The 14,069-nt window shown below is 60.1% G+C and carries 15 protein-coding genes and 1 tRNA gene; 9 read left to right on the forward strand and 7 right to left on the reverse strand.

Annotated features, from left to right (window positions below; all coding sequences use genetic code 11):
• The first annotated feature begins 35 nt into the window (after positions 1-35).
• From H4V98_RS06325 to H4V98_RS06340, 4 genes are all read left to right on the forward strand, one after another.
• Positions 36-668 (forward strand): hypothetical protein, encoded by a 633-nt coding sequence (locus tag H4V98_RS06325; protein WP_196863124.1) that lies wholly within the window; start codon positions 36-38, stop codon positions 666-668.
• Positions 669-810: 142 nt separating this feature from the next.
• The gene (locus H4V98_RS06330; protein ID WP_196863087.1) at positions 811-1,995 is read left to right on the forward strand and encodes a COX15/CtaA family protein; all 1,185 of its coding nucleotides are present in this window, start codon (positions 811-813) and stop codon (positions 1,993-1,995) included.
• Positions 1,992-2,909 (forward strand): heme o synthase, encoded by a 918-nt coding sequence (gene cyoE, locus H4V98_RS06335; protein ID WP_196863088.1) that lies wholly within the window; start codon positions 1,992-1,994, stop codon positions 2,907-2,909. Before H4V98_RS06330 ends, cyoE begins: the two co-directional genes overlap by 4 nt.
• Positions 2,906-3,538, forward strand: a complete 633-nt coding sequence (locus tag H4V98_RS06340; RefSeq protein WP_196863089.1) for an SCO family protein — start codon at positions 2,906-2,908, stop codon at positions 3,536-3,538. The genes cyoE and H4V98_RS06340 overlap by 4 nt, the downstream gene beginning before the upstream one ends.
• Positions 3,539-3,615: 77 nt before the next feature.
• On the opposite strand, the gene rpoH is transcribed toward H4V98_RS06340, so the two are convergent.
• From rpoH to ftsY, 3 genes are all read right to left on the reverse strand, one after another.
• Complete coding sequence (gene rpoH, locus H4V98_RS06345) at positions 3,616-4,554, reverse strand: RNA polymerase sigma factor RpoH (protein ID WP_196863125.1); 939 nt, start codon at positions 4,552-4,554, stop codon at positions 3,616-3,618.
• Between the two features lie 557 nt (positions 4,555-5,111).
• A complete protein-coding gene (locus H4V98_RS06350) occupies positions 5,112-5,414 on the reverse strand; it encodes a hypothetical protein (RefSeq protein ID WP_280757349.1) in 303 nt (100 codons plus the stop codon).
• Between the two features lie 86 nt (positions 5,415-5,500).
• Entirely contained in the window at positions 5,501-6,688 is a 1,188-nt protein-coding gene (gene ftsY / locus H4V98_RS06355) for a signal recognition particle-docking protein FtsY (RefSeq protein ID WP_196863090.1), read from the reverse strand.
• Positions 6,689-6,716: 28 nt separating this feature from the next.
• On the opposite strand from ftsY, the gene H4V98_RS06360 reads away from it, so the two are divergent.
• The 5 genes from H4V98_RS06360 (at position 6,717) to H4V98_RS06380 (ending at position 11,146) form a co-directional block, all read left to right on the forward strand.
• Positions 6,717-8,219 carry a pitrilysin family protein gene (locus H4V98_RS06360; protein ID WP_196863091.1) on the forward strand — a complete coding sequence of 501 codons (1,503 nt, stop codon included), beginning with the start codon at positions 6,717-6,719 and terminating at the stop codon, positions 8,217-8,219.
• Positions 8,220-8,248: 29 nt separating this feature from the next.
• Complete coding sequence (locus H4V98_RS06365) at positions 8,249-9,604, forward strand: pitrilysin family protein (protein ID WP_196863092.1); 1,356 nt, start codon at positions 8,249-8,251, stop codon at positions 9,602-9,604.
• Positions 9,601-10,275, forward strand: a complete 675-nt coding sequence (gene rsmD / locus H4V98_RS06370; RefSeq protein ID WP_196863093.1) for a 16S rRNA (guanine(966)-N(2))-methyltransferase RsmD — start codon at positions 9,601-9,603, stop codon at positions 10,273-10,275. The genes H4V98_RS06365 and rsmD overlap by 4 nt, the downstream gene beginning before the upstream one ends.
• 99 nt (positions 10,276-10,374) lie before the next feature.
• Complete coding sequence (gene coaD / locus H4V98_RS06375) at positions 10,375-10,872, forward strand: pantetheine-phosphate adenylyltransferase (protein ID WP_196863094.1); 498 nt, start codon at positions 10,375-10,377, stop codon at positions 10,870-10,872.
• 4 nt (positions 10,873-10,876) lie between these two features.
• Entirely contained in the window at positions 10,877-11,146 is a 270-nt protein-coding gene (locus H4V98_RS06380; RefSeq protein WP_196863095.1) for a YfhL family 4Fe-4S dicluster ferredoxin, read from the forward strand.
• A gap of 83 nt (positions 11,147-11,229) precedes the next feature.
• Here H4V98_RS06380 and pth read toward each other — a convergent pair whose 3' ends face one another.
• The 4 genes from pth to H4V98_RS06400 form a co-directional block, all read right to left on the reverse strand.
• Entirely contained in the window at positions 11,230-11,889 is a 660-nt protein-coding gene (gene pth, locus H4V98_RS06385) for an aminoacyl-tRNA hydrolase (protein ID WP_196863096.1), read from the reverse strand.
• A gap of 140 nt (positions 11,890-12,029) precedes the next feature.
• On the reverse strand, positions 12,030-12,686 hold the full coding sequence (locus tag H4V98_RS06390) for a 50S ribosomal protein L25/general stress protein Ctc (protein WP_196863097.1): 657 nt from the start codon (positions 12,684-12,686) through the stop codon (positions 12,030-12,032).
• 109 nt (positions 12,687-12,795) lie between these two features.
• On the reverse strand, positions 12,796-13,770 hold the full coding sequence (locus H4V98_RS06395; RefSeq protein WP_196863098.1) for a ribose-phosphate pyrophosphokinase: 975 nt from the start codon (positions 13,768-13,770) through the stop codon (positions 12,796-12,798).
• A gap of 215 nt (positions 13,771-13,985) precedes the next feature.
• Positions 13,986-14,062, reverse strand: a tRNA-Gln gene (locus H4V98_RS06400).
• Positions 14,063-14,069 lie beyond the last annotated feature (7 nt).

Below are 14,069 nucleotides of genomic sequence, written 5' to 3' on the forward strand. Positions count from 1 at the left end.
CCCATGATCAGCCGCTGGGCATGACCGTCCACGCCATGCCAGCAATCAACTCGACCGAAGTGCGTTCGGCCAATACCCCCTCCGGTCGCTGGAAAATGATTCTTGTTTTGCTGGTGTGCGCCAGCCCGGTGGTGGCTTCCTATTTCATGTATTACGTGGTCAGGCCCGAGGGGAGACGAAACTTTGGCGAGTTGATCAGTCCCCAGCGTCCCTTGCCGCCACTGGCCACGCAGACGCTGGACGGCAAGGCTGGCGAACTGACCGCACTGAAAAACCAGTGGCTGCTGCTGAGCGTGGCCGGCGGAGCCTGCGACATGCGCTGCGAACAGAACCTGTATTTCCAACGCCAGTTGCGCGAATCGCTGGGCCGGGAAAAGGACCGGCTGGATCGCGTCTGGCTGGTGGATGACAACATTCCTGTACGCCCGGCACTGCTGCCAGCCTTGGCGGCTGCCACCGTGCTGCGAGTGCAGCCAGGTGCTGTGGCGCAGTGGCTTGAGCCGGCACCGGGAAAACGTCTTGAAGACCATCTTTATCTGGTGGACCCGCTGGGGAACCTGATGATGCGTTTTCCTGCTGACATGGATGCTGAAGCTGGTGCCAAGGCCAAGCGTGACCTTGACCGCCTGCTGCGGGCTTCCAGCAGCTGGGACAAGGAAGGCAGGTGAGTATGGCCCCCACGCTTGTCGCTTCGCGTACTGCGCTGCCCCCCCGAGGGAGCCGATGCGCCTGCGGTCCGGCGAAGCCGGTTCCGCGGCCCCTGCTGGTGGAAAAACTCATTGCGCTTGGCAATGCCCGACGCTTTTTGACATGAACACGCAAGACCTTTACAACCTTAGTCCGGCCGTGCGGCTGATGCTCATGGGACTCGTGGTGGCGCTCGGGCCGCTGGCCTGGGTCTGGGTGCGCAACAAGAATGCACCGGTGGCCCAGCGGCTGCGTGTGCTGACGCTGGTCACCCTGTTCCTGACTTTCGATTTGGTGATTTTTGGCGCTTTTACCCGGTTAACGGATTCAGGTTTGGGTTGCCCGGACTGGCCTGGCTGCTACGGCAGCGCCAGCCCGGTAGGTGCTCAATTGCATATCGAGGCCGCTCAGAGTGTGATGCCCACAGGCCCGGTCACACATGCCAAGGCCTGGATTGAAATGATTCATCGCTACCTTGCTACGGGCGTGGGTGTGCTGATCCTGACGCTGACGCTGGTCACCTGGATGGCGTACCGGGAGCAAAAGCGAAGCGCCGGAATTTCTACACCGGCGTCTGTGCTTTCGCCGTGGTGGCCTACTGCCACCTTGGTATGGGTCTGCCTGCAAGGCGCATTTGGCGCGCTCACAGTGACGATGAAGCTGTTTCCAGCCATTGTGACGATGCACCTGCTGGGAGGATTGATCCTGCTGACCTTGCTGCGCGCGCAGTCGGTACGCTACGCTCAAGTGCATGAACAGGAAAAACCGAGCCTTTTAAGCAACGGCAATCGCCGCTTCGTACTTGCTGCGTTTGCCCTGCTGTGGATGCAGATTGCGCTCGGTGGCTGGGTCAGCACCAATTACGCCGTGCTGGCGTGCACTGATTTTCCGTCTTGCCAGGGTTCATTCTGGCCCGCCATGGATTTTAGTCAGGGGTTCACGCTGTGGCGCGAACTGGGCGTAAGCCATGAGGGCGGCTACATCAGCTTTCAGGCACTGACGGCCATTCACTATGTCCATCGGCTGGCGGCGTATGTGGTGTTTGCCGTGTTGATGCTGCTGGCGCTGCGCCTGCACAAGCTGCCGGCGTTTCGACTTCAGGCGCGCTGGCTTGCCGGCCTGATGCTGCTGCAGGTAGCTACCGGATTGAGCAATGTGGTGCTGGGTTGGCCACTGCTGGCGGCCGTTGGTCACACTGGCGGTGCTGCGGCGCTGGTGGTGGTCCTGACGGGTATTGTTTTTTCCAGCAAGACATCGCCTGCGCCTTTGCGTGTTTCTTCCCTGAATGCTTCGAGAATGTCTGCATGAATTCCCCACCTCCGTCCGCTGTCACGTCTCCAGACGTGCGTGCTTTGTCACGTATTAGCCAGTTTTACGCGCTGACCAAGCCGCGTGTGGTGCAGCTGATCGTGTTTTGTGCGCTGATCGGCATGGTGCTTGCGGTTCCGGGACTTCCCAGCGGGTCCGATATCCAGCTTGCTGCGATTGCCTGTGCTGGTATCTGGCTGGTCGCCGGCGCGGCTGCGGCTTTCAACTGCCTGGTGGAGCAGCAGATTGATGCCAAGATGCGGCGTACCGCCTGGCGGCCGACCGCCCAGGGGCAGTTGAGCAACCCGCTGACACTGGCTTTTTCCGCCGGCCTGTGCGCCTTGGGGTCGTGGATTTTGTATGTCTGGGTCAATCCGCTCACCATGTGGCTGACATTTGCGACCTTTGTCGGCTATGCCGTGGTGTACACCGTCATCCTCAAGCCGCTGACGCCGCAGAACATTGTCATCGGTGGCGCTTCGGGTGCCATGCCGCCCGTGCTGGGCTGGGCCGCCATGACCGGCTCGGTTGGCCCTGAAGCACTGATTCTTTTCCTGATCATCTTCTTATGGACACCCCCGCATTTTTGGGCGCTCGCCCTTTACCGCGTCGAAGACTACCGCAAGGCGGGACTGCCGATGCTGCCGGTCACGCACGGCAATGAGTTCACCCGGCTGCAGATTTTTCTTTACACATTGGTGTTGTTCGCCGCCTGCATGATGCCTTTTATCTTCAAGATGAGTGGCTGGCTTTACCTGGTGGCTGCGGTGGTGCTGAGTATTGGTTTTAGCGCTTATGCCTGGCTGCTCTGGAGAAATTATTCCGATGCTCTGGCACGCAAGACTTTTCGCTTTTCACTGATCCACCTGTCTGTCCTGTTTGCCGCCTTGCTGCTGGACCACTATCTGTTATGAAAACCATCACGCCCATGCAACCCTCCCGAAGGCGTAGCGTCAAAATTCTGGCGAGCCTTGCCGCGCTGTCTCTGACCTCCACCTGGCTGACAGGTTGCGCGCCTGACAAGCCCCAGTTCAAGAGCATCGACCTGACCGGCGCTGACTATGCGCAGGGCTTTTCCCTGCTGGACCATAACGGCCAGTTGCGTACCGTCAAGGATTTCGCCGGCAAGGTCGTGGTGGTATTTTTCGGTTTTACCCAGTGCCCTGACGTTTGCCCGACCTCGATGGCCGAACTGGCCGAAGTCAAGCAATTGCTGGGCGCCGATGGCGACAAGCTGCAGGCGATTTTCATCACGGTGGACCCGGAGCGTGACACCGCCGAGTTGCTCAAGGCTTACATGGGCAATTTTGATCCAGGCTTTCTTGCCCTTCGCCCAACACCAGAACAACTTCCGCAAGTTGCCAAGGATTTCAAGATCTATTACAAGAAGGTCGATGGCAAGACCAAGGGCAGCTACACCATGGACCATTCAGCAGGCAGCTATGTGTTCGATCAGAAAGGCCGCATCCGTCTGTACAACCGCTATGGCTCAGGCGCGCAAGTCCTTGCGTCCGATATCCGCCTGCTGATCAAGAGCAGTTGACAAAAAGCCTGCTACTTTTCAGTGCAGGCTTTCAATCACGTGCGTTGCAAGAAACCGGAATTTTCCGGCTGCTGCACTCAGGCGTAAGTGGCCAGAACTTTTTTCATTTTCTTCATCGATGCCACCTCGATCTGGCGAATGCGTTCCGCGCTGACCTTGTATTCAGCTGCCAGGTCATGCAGCGTCATGCCGCCTGAACCGTCATCATTCACATTAAGCCAGCGCTCTTCGACAATGCGCCGGGCACGCGGATCAAGTTCCTCCAGTGCGGTGCTCAATCCGCCCGTCATCAGGTCATCACGCTCGCGTGACTCCATCAGCGCTGTTGGCTCCTGTGCGCTATCGGCCAGGTAGGCAATCGGGCCAAAGGCATCGTCACCATCGTCGCCCGGGCTGGGATCGAGCAGGATGTCCCCGCCGGACATGCGCTGTTCCATCTCGATGACTTCCTCGCGCTTGACATTGAGCGTTTGCGCCATCGAGTCGATCTGGCCCTCGGTCAGCGTATCGCGGTGCGTGGCGACATCGGCATCGTCCTTATAGCCCTGCTTCATTGAGCGCAGGTTGAAGAACAGCTTGCGCTGGGCCTTGGTGGTCGCCACCTTGACCATGCGCCAGTTCTTCAAAATGTATTCATGAATCTCGGCCTTGATCCAGTGCATGGCGTAGCTCACCAGGCGAACATTCTGGTCAGGATCAAAGCGCTTGACCGCCTTCATCAGGCCGATATTGCCTTCCTGGATCAGGTCGCTGTGCGGCAGGCCGTAGCCCAGGTACTTGCGGGAAATCGACACCACCAGCCGGAGGTGCGACAGCACCAGTTTGCCGGCCGAATCGAGATCGTTGTTTTCCTTGAGATTTCTTGAGAATTCCTGTTCCTGCTCCAGTGTCAGCATGGGCAGGCGGTTCGCCGCCGAAATATAGGCATCAATATTGCCCAGCGGAGGCACCATCGACCAAGGATTCAGAGCAGCCACGCTGTTGGCGGATACAGCCGGTGCAACAGCAGCAGACATCATCGACTTGGGGGAAAGGGCATAAGACATTTCAACACTCCTTTTCACTAATGCTAAATATTAGCACTCCGCTACCTAGAGTGCCAGACAAGCTGTTTAATGGGTCCAATAGCCAAACACTAATTGGTGTTAACCCTGCCTGTCAGACAGAAGTTTGTGCTATTGGTTCAGCAAACTTGGTTTCAGCCTTGTAAAGCTGCAAGGAATGTGCTTTAAGAAAAGAATTCCAGCCCAGGATTGGCGGATTATTTTCAGAAATTAGGTAACTACTCAGCTCCTTCGAAGCTCTCCGTAATCTCTTTTGTCATTGCGGACTTGATCCGGGGCAATCCATGACCCCGTTTGGGGAGAAGTCATGGTTCCCGGGTGCTGAAACCCCGGGCTTGATCCGGGGCCGGGATGACAGAGGCTCATTTCATTGCGCTTTAAACTGAAAAGTGACCTGAGTAGTTACGAAATTAGTAATAAAAGTGTATTTTGCGCAATGCCAGCATGCATTTGCAGCTATTTAAAATATAGCAGTCAAATGGGCCGGATACAGTGAATGAGGCCGGCGTTCAGGGCTCGCGACGCTCATCCTGCAGCTCGCGCGCTTCGACATCGATGACCTGGCCTGAGGCGGTTTTGGACGAAGGCTGACGCGGTGATCCGCTGGTCCACGTGCCCGACTGCGAAAATTTCTGAAAATGTGCAAAGGCCGCAAGGGGCGCGGATTTACGGCCTGTGATCAATGACTTGAGCAAACTCAAGGCAAACACCGTCAGGGCAACGAACAGCAGCCCGACAGCAATCACGGCCGCAGACAAGACAAAAATCAATTTCAAAATAAAACGAAAAATCTGACTCAGAGGGTTGTTCACTCAGGCAATCCTTTAAAAATCCGAAATGGCGACGATCTCGTGGTTTTCAATGCCTGCCAAAGGCTGAAGCCAGCATGCAGGGCGCATCAGCCAAGCAGCGCCTGGGCAAATTCGCGGGCATTGAAGGTTTCGAGGTCTTCGAGCTTTTCGCCGACGCCAATAAAATAAACTGCCACGGGACGCACGCCTGGTGACGCCTTGGCCCGTTCGCGCACCCACAGCGCAATCGCCGCCAGCACGCCGCCCTTGGCCGTACCGTCGAGTTTGGTGACGATCAGGCCGGTCAGTTGCAGCGTGTCGTCAAAAGCCTTGACCTGCGCCAGAGCGTTCTGGCCGGTGTTGCCGTCAATCACCAGCAGCACTTCATGCGGCGCGGTGGCGTCGGCCTTTTGCACCACGCGCTTGATCTTGCGCAGCTCTTCCATCAGGTGCAATTGCGTTGGCAACCGGCCGGCGGTATCAACCAGCACCACATCCTTGCCGCGCGCTTTGCCGGCCGTGACGGCGTCAAAGCTGACAGCCGCCGGATCGCCGTTTTCCTGGCTGACGATTTCGACTGTGTTGCGGTCGGCCCAGACGCTCAGTTGTTCACGCGCGGCGGCGCGGAAAGTGTCGGCTGCCGCCAGCAGGACCGAAGCGCCTTCATGGGCCAGGTGGCGCGTCAACTTGCCGATCGAGGTGGTCTTGCCCGCGCCGTTGACGCCAGTCACCATGATAACGGTGGGCGTGAATTCGCCAATCACCAGCGGCCGTTCCAACGGCTTGAGCAGCACCGTGATGGATTCGATCAGCGCATTCCTGACCGCCACCGGGTGCGTCATGCCGCCTTCCTTGACGCGGCGCCTGACATCAGCCAGCAAATGCTCCGTTGCGCTCACGCCGGTGTCGGCCATCAACAGCGCGGTTTCCAGGTCTTCGTAAAGCTGCTCATTGATCTGGCTGCCGGTGAAGACGCTCGAGATGCTGGAGCCGGTCTTGCGCAGGCCCTGTTGCAGCTTGCTCAACCAGCGCTGGCGCTCGGGCGACATGGCCAGTTCCAGCGCCTGGGGAATGTCAATCGGTGTGACCAGCGCGCTGCCAATCATTGAGCCACCGTTCCCGACAGGCCTTTTTACTGTAACTGGCGCTGTTGCAGGGACTGAAGTTGAAGGCGCAGGCGGCGTGCTGGAAGCAACAGGGTCACCACCGGGTTCGGGTCGTACCGATGGCGCAGGCACCTCGACAGTCGAAGGCGGCGGGGCAGGGCGTAATTTTTTTTTGAAGAAACTGAACATTGGTTGATCTTGTAGAGTCCACCATTCTATGAAACACCTCAAGCAGATGGGCGTAAAGCCCCCCGTATTGTTTTTTCAACGCCCGGCGAGCGGTTTTACAGGGCTGCTGCTGTCGGCTGCCCTGACCGCCGGCCTGGGTCAGGCAGCTTTTGCCCAGGCGCCCGCGACAGTCGAGCAGTTCACGCTGGCCAACGGCCTGACGGTCATCGTCAAGCCCGACCACCGCGCGCCGACGGTGGCGCATATGCTCTGGGTGCGGGTGGGTGCCATGGACGAGGTTGACGGCACGTCAGGCGTCGCCCACGCGCTCGAACACATGATGTTCAAGGGCACACCCAAGGTCAAGGCGGGCGAGTTTTCCAGGCGCGTGGCGGCCCTGGGCGGTCAGGAGAATGCCTTTACCAGCAGCGACAGCACTGGCTACTACCAGCAAATTCCGGCGGCGAAGCTTGAAGATGTGATGCGTCTGGAGTCCGACCGTTTTGGCCACAGCCAGTGGCCTGACGAAGAATTCAAGCGCGAGATCGAGGTGGTGAAGGAAGAGCGCCGCATGCGCACCGAGGAGTCGCCACACGCGATGCTCCATGAACAGGCCAGCGCCATCACCTTTCTGGCGTCTCCATACCGCCGCCCCATCGTCGGCTGGATGAGCGACCTGGTCGCCATGACGCCGGACGATGTACGCAGCTTCTACCAGCGCTGGTATGTTCCGGCCAACGCGGCGCTGGTGGTGGCCGGCGATGTCAACGTGGCGCAGGTCAGGAAACTGGCCGAAAAATACTATGGTGCCATTCCTGCGCGTCCCGTGCCCGTGCGCAAGCCGCGCACCGAGCCCGAGCAGGCGGGCATGCGCCGCATCGATCTCAAGGCGCCCGCCAGCCAGGCCTATGTGAGCATGGCGTTCAAGGTGCCCAAGGTGCAGCCGGCCGATCTGGCCGTTGCGGTGGGTGCCGCATCGCCCACCGCCGCCGCCAGCCGCGAGGCGCTGGCGCTGACGGTGCTGTCGGCCGTGCTGGACGGCTACAGCGGCGCACGGCTGGAGCGCGCGCTGGTGCAGGGACGGGGCCAGCAAGACGGCCGCGTGGCCGACAGCGCCGGCGCTTCCAGCGGCCTGATTGGCCGGGGGCCGCAGCTGTTCACATTGAACGGCGTGCCCGCCGATGGCAAAACCACGCAGCAAGTGGCCGACGCCCTGCGCCAGCAGGTCGCCGTGGTGGCGCGTGACGGCGTGAGTGAGGCCGAACTCCAGCGCGTCAAGACGCAGTGGGTGGCCAGCGAGACCTACAAGCTCGACTCGGTGTTCAGCCAGGCGCGAGAACTGGGCTCCAACTGGGTCCAGGGCCTGCCGCTCGACGCTGGCACGCGCCTGATTGCCCAGCTGCGCACGGTGACGTCTGCCGAAGTGCAGGCCGTGGCCGGCAAGTACTTTGGCGACGACCAGATGACCGTGTCCACCTTGTTGCCCCAGCCGCTGGCGTCCAAGCCCAAGCCGCGCCCTGCCAACGCGGCGGCCAGTGCCGAGATGCGTTGAACGGTTTCCTGAATCGAAAGAATATCTTTATGACGATTGCTACTAAAAAAATAGCTGCTTGTGCAATGGCAGTATGCGCAACAGGCCTTTTTGTTCATAATTCTGCACAGGCGGCGATTCCTGTCCAGCATTGGACGCAGGCCAGCGGCGCGCAGGTCTATCTGGTGGAAAGCCCGGCCATTGCGATGGTCGACGTGCAGCTTGACTTTGACGCCGGCAGCCGTCGCGACCCTCCCGGCCAGGCCGGACTGGCGAGCTTGACCGCAAACATGCTGGAAAAAGGCGTGCGCGAAAAAGACGGCGCTCCGGCGCTGGATGAAAACGCCCTGGGCGAGGCCTGGGCCGATCTGGGTGCTAACTTTGGCGCCGGTGCTTCGGCCGACCGCATGAGCTTTTCACTGCGCTCGCTGACCGACCCGGCCCTGCTTGACCAGGCCGTGGCGCTGGCAGCGCGCCAGATTGCCGAGCCGGCCTATCCCGATGCGGTCTGGCAACGCGAACGCCAGCGCCTGGATGCCGCGCTCAAGGAGTCCTACACCCGTCCGGCCAGCGTTGTGGGCCGGGCCTACGCCAAGGCGGTGTATGGCAACCATCCGTATGGCTATGAAATGACCGAGGCGACGCTGGCGAACATCAGCGTTGCAGATTTGCAGGCCGCGCATGCCGTCGGCGTGGTCGCCTGCCGCGCCCGCGTCAGCCTGGTGGGTGCCGTGACCCGGGCGCAGGCCGATGCCATGGCGGCGCGCTTGCTGTCACGCTTGCCTTCGGTGTCCTGCGCCAGCCTGCCGCCGTTGCCGGCCGTGCCCGACGTGGCGCCACTCGCGCAAGCAGAAAACATCACCATTCCCTTTGATTCGGCGCAGGCGCAGGTGCTGATCGGTCAGCCCGGTTTCAAGCGTGCCGACCTTGATTACTTCCCGATGACGGTCGGCAACTATATTCTGGGCGGCGGCGGTTTCGTCTCGCGCCTGACCAACGAAGTGCGCGAAAAACGCGGCTTGACCTATGGCATTTCCAGCGCATTCTCGCCCGGCCTGCATGCCGGCAGCTTCACCGTCGGCCTGCAGACCCGGCCCGACCAGGCGGCGCAGGCGGTCCAGATCGCGCGCCAGGTGGTAGGTGATTTTGTCGCCAGCGGCCCGACCGAGGCCGAACTGAAGGCGGCCAAGGACAATCTGGTGGGCGGCTTTGCGCTGCGCATTGACAGCAACCGCAAGCTGCTGGCCAACCTGGCCGGCATTGCCTGGAACGACTTGCCGCTCGACTACCTCGACACCTGGACGCAGCAGGTCGAAAAAGTCAGCGTGGCCGATATCAAGGCGGCTTTTGCGCGCAAAGTCCAGCCCGACAAAATGGTGACTGTTATTCTCGGAGCCGCAAAATGAAATACACACCCAAACCCATCGCCCCCGAGCCCGCCGCCAAGCCTTCGGCCAAGGCTCACACCGTCAAGCCCAAGGGCACGGCCCACCTCAAGCCGTCCGGCGAAATCCGCATCATTGGCGGACAGTATCGGCGCACCAAACTCACCGTGCCGAACCATCCCGGCCTGCGTCCCACGCCCGACCGCGTGCGGGAAACGCTGTTTAACTGGCTGGGCCAGGACCTGACCGGCTGGCGCTGCGCCGACGTGTTCGCCGGCACCGGCGTACTGGGCTTTGAAGCCGCCTCGCGCGGCGCGGCCGACGTGCTGCTGTGCGAGCAGGACCCCGGCCTGGTGGTGCAGCTCAAGGCGGTGCAGGCCAGGCTCAAGACCGACGCGGTGCGCATTGAGCGCGGCGACGGCTTGAGCGCGCTCAAGCGGCTGGACGCCGGCAGCATGCAGCTGGTGTTGATCGATCCGCCTTTCGACTCCAGCGTGTTCGAGTCGGCGCTCAAGGCCGCAGCCCAGGCGATCAGCCCGACCGGCCTGGTGTACCTGGAGGCGCCCCGTGCCTGGCAGGACGACGAGCTGCTGCCGCTGGGGCTCAAGGTCCACCGAAGCGCCAAGGCCGGTGCTGTGCATTTTCATTTGCTGGTCAAAAGCGATCTGCCGGCCGAGCCCGTGCCGGGCTGAGCCGGGTCGGGTGCAAGCGCCTCAAGCGTCCGCATGGGCTGCAGGGTTGCACCCGGTGCCGGGGTGGCCCAGGCGCGGGGCAAGGGCATAATTCGGCCCATGTCCACCCCCCGCATTGCTGTTTATTCCGGCACTTTTGATCCGTTCACTCTCGGCCATGGCGACGTGGTGCGCCGCGCCGCCGGGCTGTTTGACCAGCTGGTCATCGCGGTGGCCGTTGCCCATCACAAAAAGACACTATTTTCACTGGATACGCGTGTCCAGCAAGTGCGAGATGCTACTGAAAGCATAGCGGGAATCCGGGTGCTGCCATTTGACGGCCTGATCATGGATTTCTGCGCCGTGCAAGACGCCTGTGCCGTGGTGCGCGGCATTCGCAACCTTACCGACTTTGACTACGAGGCCCAGATGGCCGCCATGAACCGCAAGCTGCGTCCACAGGTCGAAACCGTGTTCCTGCTGCCCGAGGCGCCGCTGGCCTGCATCAGCAGCACACTGGTGCGCGAGATCAGCAAGCTCGGTGGCGATGTCGGCCCGATGGTGAGCCCGTCCGTTGCAGCCGCGCTGGCATCCGTTCACGCGAAACAGGGAGATTGATGCAATGGCCCTCTTGATCACCGACGAATGCATCAACTGCGACGTGTGCGAGCCCGAATGCCCGAACGAGGCGATTTTCCTGGGTGCCGAGATCTACGAGATCGACCCGAACAAATGCACCGAATGCGTCGGCCACTTCGACGAGCCGCAGTGTGTGCAGGTCTGCCCGGTGGCATGCATTCCTGTGGACCCGCAGCACCGCGAAACCCGGGAAACGCTTTGGGAAAAATACAACCGGCTTCAAGCGGTGATCCCGGTGGTGTTGGTACGCTGAGGCCGCTGGTGCTGCATTTTATGCATCAAATAGGCACTTTGCGCACATTCAGTAAGCTCAAGAAGCTATCAAAATAATAGTAATCATGACGTCGGCTTTGATACGTTTGCAGCAGTGTCGCTGGCCGCACCCTCCGGCAGCGTCGTCATCCTGGGCGGTTTCGGGCGCGGCGGCTGGCTGGTATGAATCAGCATCGTGGCCTTTTCCATTTCGCCCCTGAGCAGGTCGGGAACGGCTTTGAGGCTGCGCACGATGCAGTCCTCGATGGCCACGCGGTGTTCCTGCGAAGGCTTTTTCAGCACCCAGTTGATGACTTCAGCCTTCACGCCCGGGTGTCCCACGCCGATGCGCAGGCGCCAGTAATCGGCCGAACCCAGTTGTGCATGAATGTCGCGCAGGCCGTTGTGCCCGGCATGGCTGCCGCCAAACTTGAGCTTGACCTGGCCGGGAACGATGTCGAGTTCGTCATGCGCGACCAGCACCTCGCCGGGCAAGACCTTGAAAAATCGCGCCAATGCCGCCACTGACTTGCCCGACAGGTTCATGAAGGTCAGTGGCTTGAGCAGCCAGACGGTCTGGCCATTGACCGTGGTGCGTGCAACCTGGCCGTGGTAGTTTTTGTCGAGGCCGAGTGGCGCCTTCAGTTCTTGCGAGAGCGCGTCGATCCACCAGAAGCCGGCGTTGTGGCGCGTCGCTTCGTAATCCGGGCCTGGGTTGCCCAAGCCGACAAACAACTTGATCATGGGGTATGCAATAAAGAAAGGGGAGGGCGGTACAGCGTAGCAGAAGCACCCGCGCATAAAAAAAGCCCTTAGCCTTGTGAAAGGGTAAGGGCCACTTTCCTGGGCACAGCCTTTTTCAGGCTGATGCCGCAAGCCGGGAATTACTTCTTGGCTGCAGGTTTTGCTGCAGGCTTGCCGCCCTTTGCGCCAGGCTTGGCTTTTGGATCCACAGCCTCGACAGGTGCGGCTTCGACTTCTTCGACAATCGGCGTCACCGAGACCATGACAGGGTTGACCTGGCCTTTGGCAACAGCTTTCACACCCTTTGGCAGCGAAACGTCCTTGACGCGCAGCGAACTGCTCTTGGTCAGTGCGCTCAGGTCAACGGCGATGAATTCAGGAATGTCGGCCGGGAAGCAGGAAACAGTCATTTCGGTCAACACATGGTTGACGATGCAGTTTTCCGTTTTGACGGCTGGGGATTCTTCTTCGCCGCTGTAATGCACGGGTACTTTGACGGTCATGCGGGTGCGGGCTTCAACGCGCTGGAAGTCGATGTGCTGGACTTGCTGCTTGTACGGGTGCATTTGCAGGTCACGCAGCAGAACCTTGTGTTCCGTGCCGGCCAGTTCCATCTCAAGAATGGCGCCGTGGAAAGCTTCCTTCTTGATGGCGTGCCATAAGGCGTTGTGATCGATTTCGATCAGGATCGGCTCGGCGGTTCCGCCATAAACAATACCGGGCGTGCGGCCGGTGATGCGGAGACGGCGGCTCGCACCCGTGCCCTGCTTTGCGCGCTCAAAAGCGACGAATTTCATAATCTTCTCCAAAATGGGCGGACCGCGACCAGTCTCACCCTGACTTCAAAAGACTGCTCAAATTTCAAGCCTCGAAAGGTTCTGTGGCTGAGCAGCCGGCTTTTTTGCTTCAGATCAGATCAGGCTGGTCTTGATCCGAGAACAAACTCATGACGGACTCTCCCTTGGCGATGCGCTGCATGGTTTCAGCAATCAGCGGCGCCACGGAGAGCTGGCGAATTTTTTTGCAGGCCAACGCGTTGGCGTTTAGCGGAATGGTGTTGGTGACCACGACTTCATCGAGTGCATCGCCCTCCGTGATGCGCTGAATGGCCGGTCCCGAGAAGATCGGGTGGGTGCAATAGGCATAGACTTTCTTGGCACCGCGCTCTTTCAGCACCTCGGCCGCTTTCACCAGGGTGCCGGCGGTGTCGATCATGTCGTCCATGATCACGCAGTTGCGGCCTTCAATGTCGCCGATCACGTGCATGACTTCGGACACATTGGCCTTGGGGCGGCGCTTGTCGATAATCGCCATATCGCAACCGAGTTGCTTGGCCAGGGCACGGGCACGCACCACGCCGCCAACGTCGGGCGACACGACCATCAGGTCGGTGTAGTTTTTCTGCCGCAGATCACCCAGCAGCACGGGCGAAGCATAGATGTTGTCCACCGGAATATCGAAGAACCCCTGAATCTGGTCGGCATGCAAGTCCATGGTCAGGACGCGGGTGACGCCAACAGCCTGCAGCATGTTGGCCACCACCTTGGCGGTGATGGGAACGCGCGCCGAACGCGGACGGCGGTCTTGCCGGGCATAGCCAAAATAAGGGATCACGGCGGCGATCTGGTCAGCCGATGAGCGCTTGAGCGCGTCCACCATGATGAGCAGTTCCATCAGGTTGTCATTGGTCGGCGAGCAGGTCGACTGCACCACGAACACGTCGCGGGCACGGACATTTTGCTGAATTTCGACAGTGACTTCGCCATCTGAAAATCGTCCCACATGGGCGGTGCCCAGTGAAATGCCCAGGTTATGGGCAATTTCTGCGGCCAGGTCAGGATTGGCATTGCCGGTGAAAACCATGAAGTCGGGGTGATGCATTTGCGTATGAAGTCCGGCTGCGGACGGACTTGAAAGTGGAGTGAACTATTTATCGAAGCAAAATACGCACTGAAAGCAATGTGCAACGCGGACTTGGCAGTGAGTTGCGTTGCAGTCTTTCTAAACACACAGACCCGCCACTTGCGGGTCTGGAAGCGCTGCAACCATGCAGCGCCTGGATCAACTCAGACCTGCAACTGGCAGGTCTGGAAATTTGGCAGGGGTGGAAGGATTCGAACCTGCGAATGCTGGAATCAAAATCCAGTGCCTTAACCAACTTGGCGACACCCCTACACAGG

The organism is Polaromonas sp. CG_23.6, from assembly GCF_029892315.1.
Lineage (GTDB): Bacteria > Pseudomonadota > Gammaproteobacteria > Burkholderiales > Burkholderiaceae_C > Polaromonas.

What these genes read in the sequence shown, in the direction of transcription:
- H4V98_RS06390 (WP_196863097.1), bottom strand. Translation starts at nt 12,686, where the DNA reads ATGAAATTCGTCGCTTTTGAGCGCGCAAAGCAGGGCACGGGTGCGAGC.
- H4V98_RS06380 (WP_196863095.1), top strand. Translation starts at nt 10,877, where the DNA reads ATGGCCCTCTTGATCACCGACGAATGCATCAACTGCGACGTGTGCGAG.
- coaD (WP_196863094.1), top strand. Translation starts at nt 10,375, where the DNA reads ATGTCCACCCCCCGCATTGCTGTTTATTCCGGCACTTTTGATCCGTTC.
- cyoE (WP_196863088.1), top strand. Translation starts at nt 1,992, where the DNA reads ATGAATTCCCCACCTCCGTCCGCTGTCACGTCTCCAGACGTGCGTGCT.
- rpoH (WP_196863125.1), bottom strand. Translation starts at nt 4,554, where the DNA reads ATGTCTGCTGCTGTTGCACCGGCTGTATCCGCCAACAGCGTGGCTGCT.
- ftsY (WP_196863090.1), bottom strand. Translation starts at nt 6,688, where the DNA reads ATGTTCAGTTTCTTCAAAAAAAAATTACGCCCTGCCCCGCCGCCTTCG.
- H4V98_RS06340 (WP_196863089.1), top strand. Translation starts at nt 2,906, where the DNA reads ATGAAAACCATCACGCCCATGCAACCCTCCCGAAGGCGTAGCGTCAAA.
- H4V98_RS06395 (WP_196863098.1), bottom strand. Translation starts at nt 13,770, where the DNA reads ATGCATCACCCCGACTTCATGGTTTTCACCGGCAATGCCAATCCTGAC.
- rsmD (WP_196863093.1), top strand. Translation starts at nt 9,601, where the DNA reads ATGAAATACACACCCAAACCCATCGCCCCCGAGCCCGCCGCCAAGCCT.
- H4V98_RS06360 (WP_196863091.1), top strand. Translation starts at nt 6,717, where the DNA reads ATGAAACACCTCAAGCAGATGGGCGTAAAGCCCCCCGTATTGTTTTTT.
- H4V98_RS06330 (WP_196863087.1), top strand. Translation starts at nt 811, where the DNA reads ATGAACACGCAAGACCTTTACAACCTTAGTCCGGCCGTGCGGCTGATG.
- H4V98_RS06325 (WP_196863124.1), top strand. Translation starts at nt 36, where the DNA reads ATGCCAGCAATCAACTCGACCGAAGTGCGTTCGGCCAATACCCCCTCC.
- H4V98_RS06365 (WP_196863092.1), top strand. Translation starts at nt 8,249, where the DNA reads ATGACGATTGCTACTAAAAAAATAGCTGCTTGTGCAATGGCAGTATGC.
- pth (WP_196863096.1), bottom strand. Translation starts at nt 11,889, where the DNA reads ATGATCAAGTTGTTTGTCGGCTTGGGCAACCCAGGCCCGGATTACGAA.